Annotated in this window: 16 protein-coding genes; 5 read left to right on the forward strand and 11 right to left on the reverse strand. The window is 68.3% G+C overall.

Going from position 1 to position 21,625, the window contains the following annotated elements; genetic code table 11:
* The first annotated feature begins 280 nt into the window (after nucleotides 1-280).
* A complete protein-coding gene (locus OL599_RS04800) occupies nucleotides 281-2,374 on the forward strand; it encodes a serine/threonine-protein kinase (protein WP_264712506.1) in 2,094 nt (697 codons plus the stop codon).
* A 16-nt stretch (nucleotides 2,375-2,390) separates the two neighbouring features.
* On the opposite strand, the gene OL599_RS04805 is transcribed toward OL599_RS04800, so the two are convergent.
* The 11 genes from OL599_RS04805 to tssA all read right to left on the reverse strand — a co-directional run bounded on the left by OL599_RS04805 (nucleotide 2,391) and on the right by tssA (nucleotide 15,080).
* On the reverse strand, nucleotides 2,391-3,383 hold the full coding sequence (locus OL599_RS04805; RefSeq protein WP_264712507.1) for a hypothetical protein: 993 nt from the start codon (nucleotides 3,381-3,383) through the stop codon (nucleotides 2,391-2,393).
* 188 nt (nucleotides 3,384-3,571) lie between these two features.
* A complete protein-coding gene (locus OL599_RS04810) occupies nucleotides 3,572-4,180 on the reverse strand; it encodes an OmpA family protein (protein ID WP_264712508.1) in 609 nt (202 codons plus the stop codon).
* Nucleotides 4,181-4,292: 112 nt separating this feature from the next.
* Complete coding sequence (locus OL599_RS04815) at nucleotides 4,293-5,807, reverse strand: class I SAM-dependent methyltransferase (protein ID WP_264712509.1); 1,515 nt, start codon at nucleotides 5,805-5,807, stop codon at nucleotides 4,293-4,295.
* Nucleotides 5,804-6,907 carry a type VI secretion system baseplate subunit TssG gene (tssG, locus tag OL599_RS04820; RefSeq protein ID WP_264712510.1) on the reverse strand — a complete coding sequence of 368 codons (1,104 nt, stop codon included), beginning with the start codon at nucleotides 6,905-6,907 and terminating at the stop codon, nucleotides 5,804-5,806. The genes OL599_RS04815 and tssG overlap by 4 nt, the downstream gene beginning before the upstream one ends.
* Complete coding sequence (tssF, locus tag OL599_RS04825) at nucleotides 6,904-8,727, reverse strand: type VI secretion system baseplate subunit TssF (RefSeq protein WP_264712511.1); 1,824 nt, start codon at nucleotides 8,725-8,727, stop codon at nucleotides 6,904-6,906. Before tssF ends, tssG begins: the two co-directional genes overlap by 4 nt.
* Entirely contained in the window at nucleotides 8,720-9,253 is a 534-nt protein-coding gene (gene tssE / locus OL599_RS04830; RefSeq protein WP_264712512.1) for a type VI secretion system baseplate subunit TssE, read from the reverse strand. The genes tssF and tssE overlap by 8 nt, the downstream gene beginning before the upstream one ends.
* Before the next feature lie 10 nt (nucleotides 9,254-9,263).
* Nucleotides 9,264-10,082 carry a type VI secretion system accessory protein TagJ gene (locus tag OL599_RS04835; RefSeq protein ID WP_264712513.1) on the reverse strand — a complete coding sequence of 273 codons (819 nt, stop codon included), beginning with the start codon at nucleotides 10,080-10,082 and terminating at the stop codon, nucleotides 9,264-9,266.
* A gap of 31 nt (nucleotides 10,083-10,113) precedes the next feature.
* The gene (tssC, locus tag OL599_RS04840; RefSeq protein WP_264712514.1) at nucleotides 10,114-11,703 is read right to left on the reverse strand and encodes a type VI secretion system contractile sheath large subunit; all 1,590 of its coding nucleotides are present in this window, start codon (nucleotides 11,701-11,703) and stop codon (nucleotides 10,114-10,116) included.
* A gap of 22 nt (nucleotides 11,704-11,725) precedes the next feature.
* Nucleotides 11,726-13,216, reverse strand: coding sequence for a type VI secretion system contractile sheath large subunit (gene tssC / locus OL599_RS04845; protein ID WP_264712515.1), 1,491 nt, complete (start codon nucleotides 13,214-13,216; stop codon nucleotides 11,726-11,728).
* Nucleotides 13,217-13,219: 3 nt separating this feature from the next.
* The gene (gene tssB / locus OL599_RS04850) at nucleotides 13,220-13,729 is read right to left on the reverse strand and encodes a type VI secretion system contractile sheath small subunit (protein ID WP_264712517.1); all 510 of its coding nucleotides are present in this window, start codon (nucleotides 13,727-13,729) and stop codon (nucleotides 13,220-13,222) included.
* Between the two features lie 229 nt (nucleotides 13,730-13,958).
* The gene (tssA, locus tag OL599_RS04855; protein ID WP_264712518.1) at nucleotides 13,959-15,080 is read right to left on the reverse strand and encodes a type VI secretion system protein TssA; all 1,122 of its coding nucleotides are present in this window, start codon (nucleotides 15,078-15,080) and stop codon (nucleotides 13,959-13,961) included.
* Nucleotides 15,081-15,228: 148 nt separating this feature from the next.
* On the opposite strand from tssA, the gene tssH reads away from it, so the two are divergent.
* From tssH to OL599_RS04875, 4 genes are all read left to right on the forward strand, one after another.
* Entirely contained in the window at nucleotides 15,229-17,865 is a 2,637-nt protein-coding gene (tssH, locus tag OL599_RS04860; RefSeq protein WP_264712519.1) for a type VI secretion system ATPase TssH, read from the forward strand.
* 36 nt (nucleotides 17,866-17,901) lie between these two features.
* Complete coding sequence (locus OL599_RS04865) at nucleotides 17,902-18,381, forward strand: Hcp family type VI secretion system effector (protein ID WP_264712520.1); 480 nt, start codon at nucleotides 17,902-17,904, stop codon at nucleotides 18,379-18,381.
* Nucleotides 18,382-18,617: 236 nt separating this feature from the next.
* Nucleotides 18,618-19,181, forward strand: a complete 564-nt coding sequence (locus OL599_RS04870) for a hypothetical protein (protein WP_264712521.1) — start codon at nucleotides 18,618-18,620, stop codon at nucleotides 19,179-19,181.
* 344 nt (nucleotides 19,182-19,525) lie between these two features.
* Entirely contained in the window at nucleotides 19,526-21,619 is a 2,094-nt protein-coding gene (locus OL599_RS04875; RefSeq protein WP_264712522.1) for a type VI secretion system Vgr family protein, read from the forward strand.
* The last annotated feature ends 6 nt before the right edge of the window (nucleotides 21,620-21,625 follow it).

Below are 21,625 nucleotides of genomic sequence, written 5' to 3' on the forward strand. Positions count from 1 at the left end.
ACAATACCCAGACAACGCTGGGGAGATCCGTGCCGTCACCATCGCGTGCCCAGGCAATGCCCGCCGGCCGCAAGCATCATCACGTCTCCAATAACATCGCCGCCGCGGCCGGAACCACGGAATGTCGTTTGCCGTCGGGCGAATTGCACCGCCGGTCTTCACGACCCGGCCGGCCGACATGCCAGGCGCCGATCCGGTGGGCCGTCATCGATCCTGTGCATTTCTCTGTCGCCGCGGGCAGTCTATAAGACCGTTCCGGCGCGCACTCAAAGGATACGTCATGGAGGAGTCGAAGCTCGGCAAGTACGAGCTCCGCGGTACACTCGGCCGCGGCGCGATGGGGACCGTCTACGAAGGCTGGGACCCCATGATCTCGCGCAAGGTGGCGATCAAGACCGTGCGCCTGCCCGATGCCGCGGATCCGGAGGCGCAGGAGGAGCTTGCCCGCTTCAAGCGGGAGGCTCAGGCCGCCGGCCGGCTGAACCATCCGAACATCGTCGGCGTGTTCGACTACGGCGAAACCGCTGAGCTCGCCTACATCGTCATGGAGTTCATCGACGGCCAGTCGCTGAAGGGCGTGCTGGACAAGCAGGAGCGCTTCGCCCCGACCGAGATCGTCCGGGTGATGGAACAACTGCTCGCCGGCCTGCAGTTCAGCCACGAGCGCGGCGTGGTCCATCGCGACATCAAGCCCGCCAACGTGATGATCACCAGCGGCGGCCAGGTGAAGATCGCCGATTTCGGCATCGCCCGGATCGAGAGCAGCAGCATGACGCAGGCCGGGACCGTGCTGGGCACGCCTGCCTACATGTCGCCCGAGCAGTTCATGGGCCAGACCGTCGACGCCCGGACCGACATCTATTCCTCCGGGGTTCTGCTGTACCAGCTGCTGACCGGCGAACGCCCGTTCGAGGGCAGCATGTCGGCGATCATGCACAAGGCGCTGAACACGGAGCCGCCCCGCCCGTCCGATCTTTCGGTCACCGCGCCATCGGCGCTGGATGCCGTTGTGGCAAAGGCGATGGCCAAGCGCCCGGAGCAACGCTACGCCGACGCCGAGGCCTTCGCGCGGGCGCTGCGCGCGGCATTCGAGCAGCCCGCGAGCACTGCCTCCGCCGACGATACCGATGCCACCATGGTCAGGCCGACGGGGGTTCAGCAGACGGGCCCGGCGCCAGCGCCTGCCTCTCCGCCGGCCAGGCCGGCCGCCCCTGCAACGCCCGGCGGCAGCCGGCTGCCGCTGATCGCCGGCGGCGGCGTGATCGGCCTGGCGCTGCTGGGCGGCGTCGGCTGGTACCTGTTGCAACCTGGCACGATGCCGGAGCAGCAGGTGCAGGCCACTCCCCCCGCGGTTCCTGCACCGCCGGCGCCGCCCCCCGCGCCACCCGCGCCGACGCCGGCGCCGCAGCCGGCACCTGTCCCGACACCGACACAGGTGCCCGCACCTCAGCCGACGCCGACACCGACGCCCGCACCGGCACCACCGCCTGCTCCGGCGCCAGCCCCGATACCTGTGCCGTCACCGCCGGTTCCATCCCCGCCGGCGCCGCCGCCCATGCCGCAACCCGTGCCGGCGCCCGCGCCTGTTCCACCCGCACCACTCCAACCGGTGCCGCCCCCTCCCGTGCCGCCTGCGCCGGTGCAGCAATTCTCCCTGGCGTCGCTGCGGGCGGCCGTTCGCAATGTCGCCTGCACGATCGCCACACCGCACTTGCCCGATCCTGGCCGCATCCTGCTCGACGGGCTGAGCGGCGGCGGCGCGCCGGAAGCAGCGCTGCGCCGCGCCATCGCGGAGGCGGCCCCGGCAACGGCACTGACCTGGCGGGTCAAGACGTTCGATGGCCCGTACTGCCCCGCATTGGACGTGCTGCGACCGATCGCCGACAACGACGGCCACCCCGGCGCCACGCTGGCCCTGGCATTGAAGGGCAACGTCAGCCGGCTGCACCGCAACGACAAGATCGTGCTGCAGTTCACCATGCCGGATTTCCCCGCCTACCTGCAGGTCGACTACCTTTCCAGCGACGGCTCCATGACGCATCTGGTGGCCGATGACGGGGCGTCCGTGCGGGTCATGACCGGCAATGGCTGGAAGGTGATGGGTCCGTCGCGGGTCTACCGGCCCGGCGCCTCCGCGGTCATCGGCGAGCCCGACCCGAAAACCGGCGACGGCAGCTGGGCGGTGGACGAACCGTTCGGCACCGACATGATCGTCGCCATCGCGTCTTCGGCACCGCTGTTCTCGACGGTGCGGCCGGCGGACGATACCGGCGCCACCTATTTCCGCGACCTGAAGGCGGCACTGGAGCAGGCGCAGGCGCGTGGCGTTCGTCTGGCCGGCCAGGCCATGCTGCTGGAAACCGCGGCCAAATAGGAGCCGGCGTCTGTGGCTATCGCGCCGGGGCGCCGCGCGCCTTGGCCGGTGGCGGCGACGCCGGCAGCGAGGCAGGGGCCGGTGCCGACGCCGCTTCGACGGGCGGCGGAACGCTGGTGCCGTCGCGCAGCCAGCCGGCCGGCATCCCCAGCAGAAACGTCGCCTGCAGCCGGTTCACTGCCCCCACAGGGAGGCCCAGCGTCCCCGGGTCGAAGAAGCGGCGGTCCGGCGTGTGCATCAGGTACGCCTGCATCTCGTTGATCATCAGATCTTCCTGAGACGGGTCGTAGTCCTCGTGCGCGAGATAGCGGATGAACGCGGCGCGCTCCGCCTCGGTCAGCACGCCGCTCCAGAACGCCCTGGCATAGGCGGCATAGGCGGGATTGCTGAAATACTCACCGTGCGACAGCTCGTGATGCAGGATGGTCGCGCGCGCACCGAGATCCACGAACGGGTCCGCGCCCGCGCGCGGAATGGAGATGATGCCTCCCAGCGCGCCCGGCTGCAGATAGCCTTCCTGCGCCAGCAACAGGCGCAGCATCTGTTCCTGCGGCGTCAGCGCCACGCGATCGCGCTCGGCGAGCGCGAAGAAGCGCGCCAGCGCCGCCGCGCTGTAGTCGTGGCCGTAGTAATATGTCTCCGGTCGGTCGCCATGCGCGCGTATCGCGGCGTCCAGTTCGGTGTCGTCCAGCAGCCGGTCGCGCGGCAGGCCGGCCTTCTCCACCAGGGCCGCCACGCGATTGAGCATGCGCCCCTGCTCGGACAGGTCGGCGAAGTCCAGCACAAGAATGCGCGGGTTGGGGCGGAAGCGGAAGATCACCAGCCCGCCGTCACGGTTCTCCAGGATCTCCGCTTCCGAAGCGTCGCGAATGGCGAATGCGGGCGCGCCCGCTCGGGGACCGGGCTGCGGCAGCGGTGGAACGACCGCCACCTGGCCCGGCGGCGAAAGTCCCGCCGGCTGGGGACGCAGGGCCAGCCACGCGCCGCCGAGGGCCACTGCCAGCGCCACGGCGGCGGCAATGCCACCCCAAACTCGGCCACGCCGCCGGACCGGTGTTACATGCCCGGGCGCGGGGCGGACCTTGGCACGCAGAACGATCGTCGAATCCGTATCGTCGCGATCAGCATCTCCAGGACCCGCATTGTCGCGCCTGGGCATCTCGCCCGGCCCCGGCGGGTCCTATGACGCCGCGCCGGTCATGTGCCGATATTGATCACCTGCACCCGGCGGTTGCGCGGCTCGGGGGTCTGCGGCGGGGTCGCGACCAGCAGCGCGGTGTCGCCCATTCCGACCGTCTCCAGCCGTGCCGCGCCGACGCCGAACCTGCTCTCGAGGTATTGCGCAACCGCGGCGGCGCGTGCGTCCGACAGCGTCTTGTTCAGTTCCGGCGTGCCCACGGTATCGGTGTGACCTTCGATCCGGAAGCGGTATGCGGCCAGGGCCGGGCTGGTGAGGGCGCGGCCCAGCTCGTCCAGCGTGTGCATCGCCTGCGGCGTCAGCTCGGACGAGCCGGTGCGGAACTGCACCGTCAGGTTCACCGACGGCGGCTTGGCCTGCATCGCCTGGGCGGCGGGCTTCGCCTGCGCCGGGGCACCGGCTGCGGCCGGCTGGGTGTTGGCATCCGGCGCCGGTGCCGCCGGCGCTCCGGGAGAAACCGGGCGGATGCCGCGCGTGCCGCTGCTCAGCGGCCCTGACGGCTTCAGCGACTTGATGATCTGGTCGGCACTCGGGCCCTGTTGTGCGTACGACGGGGAGCCGAAACAAAGCAAAGTCGCAGCCGCGGCGACGAAGAACGACCAGCGCATGACCAAACCTCCCTGCTCCCGGGGGTGACCGGGACATAGCATGTGTCATAGCACGACCTCGCCGCCCCGCTCCAGAGGCTCGCGTGTCGTAACAATCCAACCCGGTCCGGCATCAGATGGCGCCAGCCGAGCGCCAGATCGGCGCACGCTGCTCGATCGATTGCGCAATCGCGCCACGGAGCTTGTCCTGCTCCTGCGCATCGAGCATCGGGCCCAGCGCGAGCGTCAGCTCGGCCGGATCGAGCGCCGCGTCGCCGGCGGCAAGCTGGCGGTCGAGTACGTAGAGATCGAGCAGCGGACAGCGCAGGCCGGCACCCAGGCGGGCGCTGGCCATCGCGCCCGCCAGACCGATCTTGTCCACCGTGACGAGTCTTCGCGCGGTGACGGCATTGAAGCGCTGCGCCGCCGCCGCCACACTCGCCCCCGGGCGCGCAACGATCGCGGCCTGGTCGGTGCCGACAAGCATGGCGATCAGCTCGGCGGGATTCTCGGCTGCGCCGGTACGCCCTGGCAGCGCCATCAACTCGGCAACGCTGCGCGGCGCTTGCGCGAGCGCATCGGCCACGGCGCCATAGTACTCGCGGCCAAGCTCGGCCTTCCCCGCCGGCATTTCCAACTCGAAACGGAAATCCGCCCGTGGCACCGTCAGCGCCAACACGACCCGCCGCAGCACCGCATCGCGCGCGGTGGCATCGATGCGGCGTGCGCCGCGCACGAACACGTCGTGGCGCAGCCCGCGCTCGAGGCAGGTGTCCTTGATCAGCTCGCGCATCACCGGATCGTCGAACCGGTCGGCGACGGCGCGCTGCTCCTCGGTGAGCGTCAGCGCATTGAAGTTCTCGGGCAGCTGGGCCGAGGCCACCCAGTCGAGCTTGGCGCCGCGCATCGCTGCCGCCACGTCGGCGTGGAAGCAGGGACTCCAGGACTCGTTCATGTATTCATGCGCAAGATATTCGACCGGCGAGCGCTTCAGCTGCTCGATCAGCCCCTGCACGAACGGCGAATTGCGCAAGTGCCGCGCCTGGGCGTCGTTCAGTGCTTCGAGCACCTGCATGCCCGCGATCGCCTGCCGGTCGCTGCGCCCGGCCATGCGCAGCCCGGCCTCGCGCACCAGGCGCTGCATGCCGATCACGCCCTGCCAGCCTGGCAGCGCGTTGTAGCTGACATGCACGAGCCCGCCCGGGCGGACCTTGGCGCGCAGCACGCGGACAATGCCGTCGCGCACGGACTGGGGCACCCAGCTCCAGACGCCGTGCAGGCTGACCACATCGGCGTCGGGAATGGCGGAAATGGCAGGGTCCTCGGCGAGCGTCGCCAGGTCCGCCTCGAGGAAGGTGATGTTGGCGAGCCCGGCCTCGTTGGCCAGCGCGCGCGCCGCGGCGATATGCGCGGGATTGAAGTCGACGGCGGTGACGCGCCAGCCGGGATTGCTCGCCGCCAGCACCATTGCGCCATAGCCCAGGCCGCAGCCGAGCTCGATATAGGACAGGTCGTCGAACCGGTCCGGCACATCGCAGGCCACGCCGCCCATCAGGCAGGCGACCGCGAGCTGCGCGGGCGATTGCTGCTTGTAGTAGCCGGGCATGTACTCGATGTCGGTTACATAGCCACTGCCCCAGCCGGTCATGCCGCAAGTCCTGTGTTCTGGAAAATCGTTGGTCGAAGCGGAGTCATTCCCGGATCGGTGGCCTCGACGATCTCCGCCTCGAAGATCGCCTCGGCCGCGTCGCGCCGGCGCGGGCCGCCGGAGGTCGGCAACCAGGTGTTCCAGCCCAGCCGCGGCGGCGGGTCGGCGGCAGCGTCCAGCCGCAACTCCGGGACCGCGGCCGCCGCCAGCACGGGGTTGACCGCGAACGCGGTCTCGAACCCCACGAAAGCGCGGACCAGCGACACCAGCCGGCGCAGCGCCGGGCGGTCGGGCAGCAGCGCTTCGAAGGCGGCGCGGTCCAGCGGGCCAACGCGCAGCACGATGCGCGCCTGGACGTCCCACGCGCGCGTGCCGATCGCCGCATCCACACCCAGCCGGTTGAACTGGCCCGGAAGCCGCCCCTTCGGCATGCGCGAGCGTTGGTCCGGCGGGATCGGCAGCCAGGCGCCGGCGAATTGTTCGACCTCCACGGTCCGGCCCAGCCAGTCGGACACCAGGGCGGCCAACCGGTCGGCGGAGCGCGGCCGGGCGGCGAACAGGCCGGCATAATGCAGCAGCGGATCGGTGCCGGCGGCCAGGCGCCCGGCCATGTGCGGCGTGCCGTAGCCGGTCAGCGCCAGCAACGCCGCGCCGACCGCGTCCGGCGCCGGTGGATTGGACAGGACGGCGGCATCCGCCGCACGGTGCAGGCGATACTTGATGCCGGCGCGCGCGAACAACGCGACCATGCGGTGCGACAGCATGTCGAGGAAGCGATGCAGCGACTGCGAGCGATCGCGCAGCGTCAGGCTCAGCACTTCGGTGTAATAGCGCGGCAGGACGCCGGACGATCCCGTCAGGCCCATCAGCCCGACCGTGAGTTCGGGAGGCTTCGGCGGCGCGTCCGCCTGCGCCGGCACATCCGGCCGGATCGCCACGATGTCGGCGGGCGGGAAGGCCAGGCCGGGCTGCGAACGGAAGCGCGCGGCGTCGGCCGGATCGGCACGCCGCGCCGCGTGCATCAGCACCCGCACCGCCGCGTCGAAGCGGAAGCGCCGAGGCTCGCGCAGCAGCCGGGCCAGCGCCGAGCGCGCCGTCACAGCAGCACGCGCGCCCCGGCCCGCGCCGGCCAGGCCGCCATCCGCCCGGGCCGTCCGCGCAGGGTGACGCTGGTGCGGACGAAGGAATTCACCGTGGCGTGCAATGCGAGGAACCGGTCGAGCACCGACGCCAGCAGGTACAGCCCGCCGACTTGCCAGGAGCGGGCGTCGAATTCGAGCGTGACGTCAAGGCCGCGGCAGAAAGCGCCGACGCGGGCATTGGGCACGCGCGCCGTGCCGGGGCGGGCGTTGACCGCCTGCAGTGCCTCGATCGCCGCACGCGTCTCCGCTGAATCCCGCAGGTCGTAGAGCCGGAGGATCTCCTTCAGCGCCAACGCCCCGTCTTCGCCGCCCGCGACCGAGAGATGGCCGAGCGAAAGATGCGAGACCAGCCGCCAGAAGCCCTGCTCGTGCAGCGGCGGGCGCAGCGTGGGCGTGGGCGCGGTCATCGGCACCACCCGCGTCACTGCCGCCTCGCCTTCCACCAGGCGCAGCCGCGGGTGGCCGCCGCCGAACGGCAATTCCGCCGGCAGGTCGCGGTTCAGGCACAACGCGTCGATCGACAGCGTCGGGTCGCTCGTTGCCTCGGCGTCGAAGGCGGGGTCGTGCGGCGCGAGATAGACTTCGCTGCCGGTCAAGGGCGGCGTGGTGTCGCGCCGCACGACGCTGAAGAAGCCACCGGGTTCGCCGGCCAGGGGATCGCCATGCGTCAGCCGGTAGAACGGCCGCCATGGGCGCGACGAGCCGTCCGGCTGGGTTTCGCGCACGCGCTCGATGCCCCAGACCTCCATGGCGGCCGGGCGGCGGGAGTCAGGCACCACGCGGTATTCGATCTCGGTGCCGGTCAGCGGCACCGGTTCGCAGCGCTGGGCGAACAGGTTCACCGCCGGCGTGCACCCCAGGGCGAGCGCATCGGCACCGAGGGCGCGCTCCAGCTCCGGCACGGCGCGGTCGAGATAGACGAAGATCTCCATCCGGTTGCCGCCGGAGACCAGGGTCTTGGCGTCCATCTGGGCGAAGTCGAGAAACAGGAATTTCTCGGGGAAGGCGAAATACTCGGTGAGCAGCCGGAAGCCGGAGAAGCTGCGCGCCGGCCAGGGCAGCAGCGCTTCCTCCGGCTCGAAGCCGACGGGGTGGATGGCGGTGGCCGGCACGATCACCGGCGCCGGGTCGGCCGGCCCGTCAGCGTAGGCCACCGAGACCGCGTGCGCGCAGAGCAGCTCGTATAGCGGCAAGGCCAGGTTCCCGGCCCCGCGCAGGAAGAAGCGCAGGCGGTCCACGCCAAGCTGGGCGAAGCTGCCGGTGGGCGAGGCGCATTTCAGCGCGATGCGCAGCACCGCCGCGGCGCCGTTCGCCTCGGCGTTCACCGGGGCTGCCAGCGGCAGGCCGGACAGGCGCACGAACTCGATCTCAAGCGGCCACAGCGTCAGCGGATAGGCGGTGCGGAACCGGCAGGTCTCGCCGCGCACCGGCTCGGTCTCCAGCGCCACCCCCGAAGCGACCTGATAGGCGCCCTGGAGATCCGGCTGGCACTGGAACTGCACGACGGCACAGGACGGGACCGGCGCCAGGTAGTGCGGATACAGCACGCCCAGCAGCGCATCCGTCAGTTCGGGGAACTCGTCGTCGAGCCGCCGGTGCACGCGGGCGGCCAGGAAGGCCACGCCTTCCAGCAGGCGGGCCACGTGCGGATCGTCCACCGCGTCGGCCGACAGGCGCAGGCGGCCGGCGATCTTCGGATGCGACTCGGCGAACTCGGCGGCCAGGCGGCGGATCGCGACCAGTTCGCGGTTGTAGTAGGGCAGCAGCGAATCAGACATTGTCGCGTGCCTTCACGACCACATCGGCGGTGGTGGGGTCCATCATCGTGTCGAAGGTCATCGGGTCGGGCGCCGGCTCGGCATGCAGCAGTGCCTCGATGCGCAGGCGTAATGTCGATTCCAGCCGGTCCTCGCCTTCGATCAGCGACACCCGCACGCTCACGAAGCGTGGCTCGAAGCGGCGGATGATGTCCTCGATCTCGGCCCGCAGCGCCTCGCGCCGCTTCTCGTCGTTGAACGTGCCGGAGGTGTAGTCGGGAATGCCGAAGCTGACGGCGGAGACATCGAGCTCGCCCAGGGATGTCGGCCACGACTTCCAGCGCCGGCGGGCATTCAGCAGCGCTTCCAGATCGCGGCGGACCGAGCGTCGCAGGATCGCCATCGCTTCCGTGCCGGACATCGGCGGATCGCGCTCCTGGTCCGGCGCATCGTCGATCAGGCGGTCGAGCAGCGGCAGCTGCGCCCGTGGCCCCGGGCCGCGGCCGTTGTCGATGCCGCGGCCGTCACGGAAGGTCCGTCCACTCATCGGGGAATGCTCAAGCCCCGAAGCTGAGGGTGGTCAGCTCCATGATCCCGATCGCGTCCTCGCCGACCAGGAACATGCGCTGCCCCACCCCGCGCACCGGCCCCGTATCATCCTGCCGCCAGTCGGTGGCGCGGCCGAGACGCAGCTCGTCGGGCAGGTCCGCATCGTCCGAGCCGTAGATGCAGGGGATGTAGACGTCGCCGTCCGGGCCATCGGTCACCGACATGCTGGCGCGGCGCCAGAACAGGTCGCGCGGGCGCTTGGGGGGATGGAATTCGATACCGGCCACGCGCTCGATCGGAACCCAGAAATACTTGCCGGTCGTGGTCAGCACCTCGAAGAAGCCGGCGCAGATATCGTCGGCGTCGCGGAAATCGTCGAAAGCCAGGTCGCCGGCCCGTCCGCGCACATGCGGGCGGATCTCCTCGGCCGCCGCCACGGCGCGCGCCGCTTCGGCATGGTTGCCTTCGCGCTGCGCGATCAGCGCCACCAGGATCGCCTTCTGCGCCTGCGTGGGTTCACCCAGGAACTCCGGCACGCGCCCATCGCGGCGCAGTTGCCGCCGCGCCACCTCGGCGCGCAGCAGCTGGCGGAACTCGGACACCACCACTGCGGTCGCCGGCTCCACCTGGGCGGCCGCGTCCAGGATCACGTCGGCCCGCTCGAGATTGCCGGCGAACAGCAGCATCTCCGCCAGCATCATGCGCGCCGCGAGGTCGGTGGGCGCCTTGCGCACCGCCGCCGTGGCGGCCTCGACCGCCTGGGCGAGCCGGCCGGCGCGATACAGCTCGCCCGCCGACTGTCCCACGGCCTCACTGGTTCTTGGCATGGTCTGTTCTCCCTGTCTCACTACTGCACGTCTAGGCCTTGGCGCCGGGGGCCACGATATCGGTTACCAGGCGGAATGTCGCGGACACGTCGTCGAGCTGGAACTGCGGCTGCAGATGGATGACGCAGCCGAACACCCCGGGCTTCCCTGCCCGTTCCTTCACCAGAACCCGCGCCGAAACCAGCGGAAAACGCGCCAATGCGTCCTGCGACGCCCCGGTGCCGGCATTGACGTAGCTGCTGAGCCACGCTTGCAGCCGGGATTCGATGTCCTCGGCGCGCTGGAACGAGCCGACCATCTCGCGGCCTTTCATCTTCAGGTAATGGGCGAAGCGCGAGACGCACAGCATCGAGTTCAGCTGCGCGGAAATGCGGGCATTGGCGTTCGCCGCGGCGGCGTTGGCGCCGTTGAACTGCGCCGGCGCCTGCAGGCTGCGGACCGCACCGAACATCGCCTGCTCGCCGAAGGGCAGCGCCGAGAGCGGCATCAGGCCGGCTTCCACCAGCGAGCGCTCCTGCCGATCGGTGAGCACCACATCCAGCGACGGGCGCACCCAGACGGAGCGCGGCTCAGGAGAGAACGCCTCGGCCGGCAACTCGTCCACCAGGCCGCCATTGCGTTGGTCCGTCTCGGTGCCACGCACGTCGGCCGGCCAGCCGTGATTGGCGTAGGCGCGCACGACGGCGAAGGCGAAGGCGTAGCCAGCCGTGGTCCATACCCGCGAGGCGACGTCGGGCGCGTATTCGCAGTAGCGGAACCCGTCGGCGCGCGCCGGATCGTCGGGCCAGGGCGAGCGCGCCAGCACCCGCGGCAAAGTCAGGGCGAGAAACCGCATGTCCTCGCGTGATGACAGCCCACGCCAGCGGGCATGCTCGGTCCCGCGGAAGCTGGCCGCCGGGTCATGCACCGTCGCAAGCTCGTCGAACCCCCCGACCTCCAGCAGGGTCGGCGAGGCCGCGAGCACCATGGGCGCAAAGGCCGCCGCCGCCACTCCGGCAAGCAGGGAGAGCGCCGCCACGTCGTCGGTGGCGTAACCGGGCATGCGCCGGTGGCGCACCTCGTGGTCCACCACGACCATGCCGAATGGCTCGCCGCCCGGCGTGCCGAACTCGTCCTCATAGATGCGGCGGAACAGGTGGCTCTGGTCGAACTCGGCGGCGCGTTCGAGGTCGCGGCAGATCTCGCTCCAGGACACGTTGAGGATCCGCACCTTCACCCGCGCCGCGGGCTCGATGCCGTCCACCAGCCAGGCGAGGCCGCGCCAACTGCCCTCCAACCGGGACAGCCGGTCGGCGTGGAGCACCGCGTCGAGCTGGGCGGAGATCGACGCGTCGATGGCGGCGATGTCGCGATCGATGGCCCCACGCAGTGCATCCCGGTCGGCCGCCAGCCGCGCCGCCGCGGTGGGGCCGAACCAGGACGCGAGCGGACGCGCCTCGGCGCCGGCGATGAAGCCGGCGAGCGCTTCGGCGATTTGCCCATGCGCCGCACCGAAGAACCGGCCGGACAATACGGCGTCGCGCAATGGCGGCGCCGCCGGCGCGGCTTCCGGGACCGCCTCCGGCACGGCGGCCGGTGGGGTGGCGGCCTGCTCCGCCGCCTCCCCCGTGCTGCTGCTCACCCGCGCGAACCCGCGCGCATGATCAGGCCTTCTGCGGAATCCTCGCCACCATGCGCAGGCTGGTGGTGAGTTCCTCCATTTGCAGCCACGGCCGCAGATAGGCCACCGCGTTGTAGGAGCCGGGCTTGCCCGGGATCTCTTTCACTTCCACTTTCGCCTCCCGCAGCGGGAAGCGCGCCTTGGCATCCTGGCCGGCGTTCTCGTTGGAGTTGACGTAGTTGCTGATCCAGCGGTTCAGCCACTGCTCGCATTCGCCAGGTTCCATGAAGCTGCCGATCTTGTCGCGCGCCATGACCTTCAGATAATGCGCAAACCGGCTGGTCGCCATCACATACGGCAGACGCGACGAGATCGCCGCGTTAGCGGTGGCCTCCGGGCGGTCGTATTTCTTCGCCTTCTGGGCGGTCGCGCCGCTGAAGAACACCGCACTGTCACTGTTTTTATAATAGCACAGCGGCAGAAAGCCCTGGTTCGAAAGCTCGAACTCGCGCCGGTCGGGGATCAGCACCTCGGTCGGCACCTTGGCGTCCATGTCGCCGTCGTCGGACGTGAAGATGTGGGTGGGAAGGTTTTCCACCTTGCCGCCGCCTTCGGCGCCTCGGATCGCGGTGCAGAACCCGTATTTGGCAAAAGCGTCGGTCAGCCGCACGCCCATCGCATAGGCGGCGTTCATCCAGCAGTAGTCATGATGGCCCATCGGCTTGGCCGCGCCGTTCTCGTCATACGGCGCTTCCTCGTAGCCGAACTCCTCGATCGGCTTGGTGGCGGCGCCATAGGGCAGGCGCGCGATCACCCGCGGCATCACCAGCGAGACGAAGCGCGAATCCTCGCTATCGCGGAAGCTGCGCCATTTCGCATATTCCTGGGTGTCGAAGATCTTGGCGATGTCGCGCGGCTTGTTCAGCTCGGTCCAGTCGTCGAAGCCGAACATCTGCGCCCCGACCCCGGAGACGAACGGCGCGAACGCCCCCGCGGCCACGTTGGAGATCAGCCGCAGTGTCTCGACGTCGTCGGGGTGGTTGGTCCACTCGTAGTCGCCGATCAGCGCGCCATACGGCTCGCCGCCGGGGGTGCCGAACTCGTTCTCGTAAATCTTCTTGAACAGCTGGCTCTGGTCGAATTCCACTGCCTTGGTCAGGTCGCGCGTCAGGTCGCGCTTGCTGGCGTTCAGCATGCGGATCTTCAGGCCGGTGCCGGTCTCGCTGTTCATCACCAGATGATTGAGCCCGCGCCAGGTGCCCTCCAGCTTGGTGAATTTTTCATGGTGCATGATCGCATTGAGCTGCGTGGACAGCTTGCGGTCGATCGCGGCGATGGCGCGGTCGAAGGTGCGCGTCAGGTTCTTGTCGAACGTGACGGTCCCGCTCAGCGCCTGCTCGACCAGAGTCTTCACCAGGTCTTGCGCGCGATCGGGCTCGGTCTGCTTGGTCGCCGCCATCACCTGGTCGAGCAGGTTTACGCCTTCCGTCGTGACGGCAGCGGCGGCATCGGCCGAGGATTTTGCTTCGGACATGGATCAGCCCTCCTGCTTGTCCAGCCCAAGCTGGCTGGACAGCGCCTTCAGCTCGCTCTCGTTCTTCAGCACCTGTTCGAGCAGGTTTTCCAGCTCGTCCGACCGGTCGGCCTTGCTCATCAGATCGCGCAGCTTGTTGCGGGTCTCGATCAGCGCCTTCAGCGCCGGCACCTGTGCCGCCACGCGAGCCGGCTCGAAATCGTCCATGGAGTTGAACTTCAGATCCACCGACATCTGGCTGCCGTCGCCGGCCAGGGTGTTGTCGACCTTCATCTTCACGCCCGGAGTCATTCGCGCCATGACGTCGTTGAAGTTGTCACGGTCGATCTGGACGAACTTGCGCTCCGACATCGGGCGCAGCGGCTGCGTGGGGTCGCCGGAGAAGTCCCCAAGCACGCCGACGACGAACGGCAGCTCCCGTTCGATCTGCGCACCTTCCGTCTCGACCTCGTACGTGATGTGCACCCGCGGCTTGCGCACGCGATTGAGCTTGTCGTGGATACTACCGCTCATGGCCAGACTCTCCCTCTGTCGAAGAAAAGCAAAGACCGGCCGCGGCACGGCCCTCCCGGACCGGTGCGGTCTGCCTCTGCACGGTCGGAAAGACTCTGCCCCGCCCACGTCCTGCGAGGCCGGTAAGTTATGCGGACGGACCGAACATGGTCAACCGAAGCTTTACCGGGCGAAAGCTCTGCCAGTGGAAGTTTTCCGCGAGGTTGCTGCCACCGGCGCGCAAACCACGTCATTCGTCGCCGGGCTTGATGCCCAGCCCGGTGAGGATCGAATGCCGCGTGGCAACATCGGGCACCAGCTCGGCAAGCAGCTCCGGCCAGGTCATGCGGCCACGGCGCACCGCTTCGTTCAGCGTGTCCGCGAGCGGCGAATGCGGCTCCGTGCGGCGGAAATACTCGGCGATGCGTTCGAGTTCACGCAGCATGTCGTCGCGCGTGACCGCGCGCCCGGCCGAGCCGCCGGCGACCGAAACGCCAGCGTCGCCCGGCGCCGCTTCCCCCGGCACCGGCTGCGTCTCTGCCGCTTCGGGGGCTTCTTCCTGCTGCGGCGCGTAGCGTCTGGCCGCCGCCAGGATCTGGTCTACCAGGTCGCGCACCCGGCTGGTCGGCGGGCTGTCCATGCCGGCCCTTGCGTCCAGCACGTCGCCCATGGCCCGCCAGCGCGCCGAAGCCTCCTCCGCCTGGGCACGCAAGGTCCCGAACCGGGCCGCGCCGGCGGCCCGTGCCTCTTTCTCGACATCGTCGAACGCCATCACGCCGGCATCCAGGCGCTGCTGGCGCCGCGTCGAGTCGCCGATGCCCTCCAGCTCTGCCGACTGCTCATATTGCCAGTAGCTGAGCACCGATCCGTCTGGCCGCGGGAACAGCGGCAGCTTGCGCAGCGGCTGGATCAGCGTGCCGTCGCCGCCCTCGCCGTTCAGGCCGGTAACCGGCGCCACTCTGGTAACGATGCCGTCCTCGTCCGGAACAGGATAAAGATTATTGTCCCAGAACGTCTCCGTCAGCCCGGCGATCAGTGCCGCGCCCGCCGCCAGTCCGCGCAGCCCGTCGCTGCGCACCAGCGCTTCCGTGTACCAGGCGGCGACTTCAAGATCCTTGGCTGTCTCGGTCAGGACCCGGGACGCGAGGTCACGGATCTGGCGCCATTTCGGCGCCACCTCGGCCTCGGTCGCGTTCGGGTCGCCGGCGTCGATCGCACGCTCCAGCGCGCGCGCCTCGGCACGCAAGTCCCGCAACCGATAATAAGGCGACTGGGCCGAGAAGTCTTCGCGCAAGTCGGTGCCGACCGGGGTGTCGCCGGGGATCGGCGACAACATCGCGTCCAGGTCAAATCCGTCAGGCCAATCCTGCATGATTGAGCTCCATCCTGCGCCGCGCGGCCCGCGCCGCGCCCGCCATGCCCGTAGACATCGCATACGATGACGCAATACTCTAGCGGCAGCTTGATGCAGGGAAGCCCCGGTCGTTGCGATCGGGGCACTCTCTTGGTAGGAAATCGTAATGGCGGCAATCGATCTGAAGGCCCTTATCGCGCGCCTCAACGACCCCTGCCGGCGCGCGCTCGAGGGAGCCGCCGGGCTGACCTTGTCGCGCAGTCATTACAATGTCGAGGTCGAGCACTGGCTGCTGAAGCTGGCCGACGGAACCGACACCGACATCGCCGCCATTCTGCGCCATTATGACGCTGATCACGGAAAATTGATATCGGATCTGAATCGTGCGCTCGACCGGATGAAGACCGGCAACTCGCGCGCCCCGAGCCTGTCGCCGGAGATCGTCGAGCTGGCGAAGCAGGCCTGGCTGTTCGCCTCGGTCGAGCATGGGCAGACGCGCGCACGCTCCGGCCACCTGCTCTGGGCGCTGCTGGCCGACGAAACCCTGTCGCGCCATGCGCGGGAGGCGTCCGGGCAGCTCATGAAGATTCCGGCGGACGCGCTGAAGCGGGACTTCATGGCGATCACCGCCAAGAGCGCCGAGGCCGCGCACGCCACCACCGCCAGCGAGGGCCCGGCCCCAGTCGGCGAGGACGGCATGCCCCGGCCGGCCGGCTCCGGCGCGCTCGACCAGTTCACCATCGACCTGACGGCGCGAGCGCGGGCCGGCAAGATCGACCCGATCCTGGGCCGTGACACCGAGATTCGCCAGGTCATCGACATCCTCACCCGCCGCCGCCAGAACAACCCGATCCTGACCGGCGAGGCCGGCGTGGGAAAGACCGCGGTGGTTGAGGGTTTCGCCTTGCGCATCGCCGAAGGCGATGTGCCGCCGGCGCTGAAGGACGTTACCGTGCGCACGCTCGACCTCGGCTTGCTGCAGGCCGGCGCCGGGGTGAAGGGCGAGTTCGAGAACCGGTTGAAATCGGTGATCGAGGAAACCAAGGCCAGCCCCAAGCCGATCATCCTGTTCATCGACGAGGCGCATACGCTGATCGGCGCCGGCGGGTCGGCCGGGCAGAACGACGCCGCCAACCTGCTGAAGCCGGCATTGGCGCGCGGCGAGCTGCGCACCATCGCGGCCACCACCTGGGCCGAGTACAAGAAATACTTCGAGAAGGACGCCGCCCTCACCCGCCGCTTCCAGACCGTGAAGATCGACGAGCCGAGCGAGCCGCTGGCCATCGCCATGATCCGCGGCCTGGTCGGCACGCTGGAGAAGCATCACGGCATCCGCATCCTGGATGAGGCGGTCAGCGAGGCCGTCCGTCTTTCCGCCCGCTACATCCCAAGCCGACAGTTGCCGGACAAGGCGGTGTCGCTGATCGACACGGCCTGTGCGCGCGTGTCCATGAGCCAGGCCGCGGTGCCCGCCCCGATCGAGGACCGCCGGCGCAGGATTGCCCTGATCGACACCGAGGTGGAGATCCTGGACCGCGAGATGGCCAGCGGCGCTGACCATGGCGTGCGCAAGGGCGAGCTCCTGGACGAGCGCGCCAAGGCCGTCGCGGACCTCGAGGCGCTGGAGGCGCGGTGGACGCAGGAGAAGGAGCTGGCCGCTAAGGTCAGCGCCACCCGGGCCGCGATCGAGGACCCGGCCGGGACCGAGGACAAGGACGCCCTGCGCGCCCGCCTCGCCGACGCCACCACCCGGCTGCATGCGCTGCAAGGCGAGCAGCCGCTGATCTACCCGGTGGTGGACGGCCAGGCGGTCGCCGAGATCGTGGAGAGCTGGACCGGCATTCCCGCCGGGCGGATGCAGTCCGACGAGATCCGTACTGTGCTGAACATGCGCGAGGCCATGGAGCAGCGCATCGTCGGCCAGCCGCACGCGCTGGAAGCGGTGGCCCAGGCCATCCGCACCTCGCGCGCCAAGCTGACCGACCCGCGCAAGCCGATCGGCGTGTTCCTGATGGTGGGCACGTCCGGCGTCGGCAAGACCGAGACGGCGCTGACCTTGGCCGACCTGCTGTATGGCGGCGAGCAGAACATGACCGTCATCAACATGACCGAGTTCAAGGAAGAACATAAGGTCAGCCTGCTGATGGGCAGCCCGCCCGGCTATGTCGGCTATGGCGAGGGCGGCATCCTGACCGAAGCGGTGCGCCGGCGCCCCTACTCCGTGGTGTTGCTCGACGAGATGGAGAAGGCCCATCCCGGCGTGCAGGACATCTTCTTCCAGGTGTTCGACAAGGGTAACATGAAGGACGGCGAGGGTCGCGACATCGACTTCAAGAACACCGTCATCATCATGACGTCGAACGCCGGCACCGACGTGATCGCCAAGCTGTTCGCCGATCCCGAGACGGCGCCCGACGCGGCCGGCCTGGCCGACGCGCTGCGCCCGGAGCTGATGAAATACTTCAAGCCGGCCTTCCTGGGCCGGGTGACGCTGGTGCCGTATTTCCCGCTGTCGGAAGAGATCATCAAGCAGATCGTCGTGCTGCAGCTCAACCGCATCCGGCGGCGGGTGAAGGAAGCCTATCGTGCCGAGTTCGACTACGATCCGTCGCTGGTCGAAACCATCGCCGCGCGCTGCACCGAGAGCTCGTCGGGGGCACGCAATATCGAGAACATCCTTTCGCGCACCCTGCTGCCGGAGCTTTCGGCTGAAGTACTGGCGCGACTGGCTGAGGGCGCCGCGGTGACGCGGATGTCCGTCAGGATCGATCCGTCCGGGTCGTTCCGCTACGAGCTTGCTTGAGTCTTTAGTCCGCTATCCACGCGAGGGAGTGCGCTGATGAGTATCTTCTTGAAATACGGATCGATCGAGGGCGAGTCGACCACCGACACGAAAACCAAATGGATCCAGCTCGACAGCCTGCAATGGGGCATGGGCCGGGGCATCAACATGCCGAGCGGGGGCGCCACTTCCAAGCGCGAGGCGAGCGAGGTCAGCGTCAGCGAAGTGACCATCACAAAGGCGGCGGACAAGGCTACGCCGAAGCTGGTGCAGGAAGCCTTGTTCGGCAAGATGAACACGAAGGCCGAGATCGCCTTCACCCGCACCAAGCCGGATGGCGGCGTCGAGGATTTCATGATGTTGACGCTGTTCGACACGGCGGTCAGCGGCTACAGCATGAGCAGCGGCGGCGATAACCCGTCTGAGTCGCTGTCGCTGAACTTCGCGAAGTTCGACCTGAAATACACGTCGTACGATGCCGCGGGCGTCGCCACGCCGGAGATCGTGACCTACGACATGACCAAGCGGACGAAGTAGGCGGAGCAGGCTGCATCGGCGAACACAGGCCGCGCCGATGCAGCCGCCCATCTGTACGGCAAGCGGGAGATCATCCGCCAAGCTGAAGATGGCTCGGGCTGTGTCCGGGACGTACGGCTTGTTCAACAACAGGGCCATAGACTGCCAACCAGGAGGTTGCGATGCCAACAGACGGGCCAGTCAGCGGAAGCGTTTACATATGGTACCCGGCCGATGGCCATATCGGGCATGCCGCGATGTATATCGGCAACTACGCGGTTGGGCAGCGTTTTGAGATGTCGATCGATCCCGAGTCCCCGCACTACGTCATGCCATCGGCGCTGGAGACCAGGTACGGAATCGCCGGCCAGCACTTCAATGACAACTATGTCAGCTGGTGGCCCGGCGGCGGTGCCGATCTGGTGAATCCCAAGGCAGGCGCCGAGCCGATGAACGGGCTCTACAAGGATGTGGACGCGGAGGACTCGGAGCCGCACGTGGTCTACAACGTCTATGGCCTGGACGTTGCCGCGATGCGAAGGGTCTGGCACCAAGCCCGCGATAAGCAGGGCGCCCATTACCAGCTCTATCGCAAGAACTGTTCGGATCTTGTCATGCGCGTCCTGAAGGCTGGCGGGGCACTGTCCCGCATCGGGCGCATCTCCGGCGCTTATTTCGGGCACAACCTGCTCACGACACCCAAGGATGTCGCCGTTGTCTGCAACAAGCTGCGGGACGCCGGCTGGGCGACCAAGCAAAAGGCGGGAAACTGCCCGTCCAAGAGGGGCAACAAGCTGATGGTGGTGCTCGGGATGCGCTGAAGGCAACCGCCGCGTGCCGTAAGATCAAGCCTGCTTGTCGCGACCCGTTCGCCGTCACCTGACGTGGCATGAGCTCCGGCCGTACCGGGTCAGGACATGCCGACTCAAGCGGCCGAACGTGGGTTCCATGTCCTGCGCCGCAACGTGGTACATTGCAGTCCCGCGGTCACCGGCTACAGCGCGGCGAACCAGGCTATGACTACTTCATCCGCAGTTTCCGGAATTTCGCCTGACCGTCACTCCGACGGCAATCGGGCGGCCGCGGCAAATATCTGCTACCCATCTGTCTACTTGTTGCCGCCCGCCTGACGTCGGATAGTCTCGCGGCTGGGGAGTGGGAGTGCATGTCGGGATCCGCCGCGAAGCGCCTGTTGACGATGACGAGCCCGGGCGGCGTGGACGCGATGGTGCCGGTCGGGCTGCGCATGACCGAGGCGATCAGCGAGCCGTTCACGCTCAACCTGGAGATGACCTCGGCAGGGGCGCGGATCGACCCGGACAAGATGCTGTTCCAGCCGGTTTGCGTCACCCTCGAATTCGACGAGGCCGAGGGCCTGACGCCCCGCCATTTCCACGGCATCGTCCGCAGCTTCGGCGCGCAGGGTACGGCAGGACAGGCGGCACCGGGTGGCGCGTGGACCTATACCGCCGAAGTGGTGCCGCGGTTGTGGTTCCTGCATCAGACCACGGATTGCCGGATCTGGCAGAACAAATCGGCGATCGATGTCGTCAAGGCGATCTTCGAGGAAGCGGGACATACCGCAGTCGAATGGAATATCACCGGCGCGCCGCCGGTGCGCGAGACGATCACACAGTTCAACGAGACCGATTTCGACTTCGTCTCGCGGCTGCTGGAAGAAGAAGGCTGTTTCTATTTCTTCAAGCATGCATCAAGCGACCATACGCTGGTCATTGCCAACGACAAAAACGTCTTCAAGGATATTACTAGCGCCGCGGCAATGAAAATCGACACTGCCAGCGGCACCGGGTGGGAGGCGATCCTGGGATGGCGCCGCTGCGACAGCACGGCGCTCGGCAAGGTTTCGTTGCTGGACTACGACCCTGAGACGCCGAACACGCTGGTGAAGGCGGAAGAGACGACGGTCCTGAAGACCGGCGGCGCCACAAAGCGCGATTTCTTCACCTGGCCGGCCCTGTCGCTGAAGGCCGACGTCGTGAAGACGCGGGCCCGCTACCGCATGGAGGCTGCCGAAGCCGGCGCCACCCTGATGGAAGGTACCGGCGCGCAGCCGCATTTCACGGCCGGCGGCAAGTTCACCGTGCAGCGGGCGCCAACCGGCGTGGACACCGGCGTCTTCGTCGTACGCAGCGTCATCCACACCGCGACCGACGACACCGACCGCTCCGGCGGCGGGGGCGCGCATTACGCGAACAGCTTCACCGCCTTCCCGGCCCGCGCCACCTGGCGCCAGCCGCTGACGGTGCCGCGCCCGCGCATGGCCGGCATCCATACCGCCCTGGTGATCGGCCCCGATGACAGTGAGATCTTCACCGACAAATACAGCCGGGTGCAGATCCGCTTCTACTGGGACCACCGGTCCGACGCGAAGCCGCTGCAGGACAGCTGCTGGGTGCGCGTGATCCAGCCCTGGAGCGGCACGGTCGCCGGCGATAACTGGGGCTGGCACCATATGCCGCGGGTCGGGACCGAGGTGGCGGTGTCGTTCATGGATGGCGACCCCGACCGGCCGGTGGTGGTCGGCTGCTTCTACAACGGCGTTGCGATGCCGGTGTTCGACCTGAGCAACCGCGACACCTGGACCAAGAGCGGCATGCGCTCGCGCTCGGCCACCTCGGCGGACCGCGGCACCGGCGAGCAGTATTCCGAGTTCTCGTTCGACGACAAGAAAGGCAGCGAGCTGGTCTTCCTGCACGCGCAGAAGGACTATTTCACCGAGGTCGAGAACAACCAGACGCTGGACGTTCAGAACTGCCGCATCGTCACCGTCAAGAACGACGAGACCATCGACATCGGCAAGTCCGAGACCGTCACCATCGGCAAGGGCCGTTCGGTGACGGTGAAGGACAAGAACGACGAACTGACGGTCAGCACCGGCGACCTTACGGTGACGACCACCCAGGGCAAGATGGGCTTCACCGCCAATAGCGACTACGCGCTGCTGTCGAAGACCGGAAACATCACGACCAAGGCGTCGACGGGCAACATCAGCACCCAGGCCTCGCTGGGCAATATCACGATGAAGGCGGACACGGGTGCGGTGACGATCGAGGCGCTGCAGTCGATCACGCTGAAATGCGGCCCGTCCACGCTGACGATCGACCCGTCCGGCATCACGCTGAAGGGGATGATGATAACCATCAAAGGCGATACCATGACCAGCGTGGAGGGCCTCATGACCACTGTCAAAGGCAATGCCATGCTGACGCTCAAGGGTGGCCTGGTGATGCTGAACTGACCGGCC

The organism is Limobrevibacterium gyesilva (genome assembly GCF_025989185.1).
Classification (GTDB): Bacteria; Pseudomonadota; Alphaproteobacteria; order Acetobacterales; family Acetobacteraceae; genus Limobrevibacterium; species Limobrevibacterium gyesilva.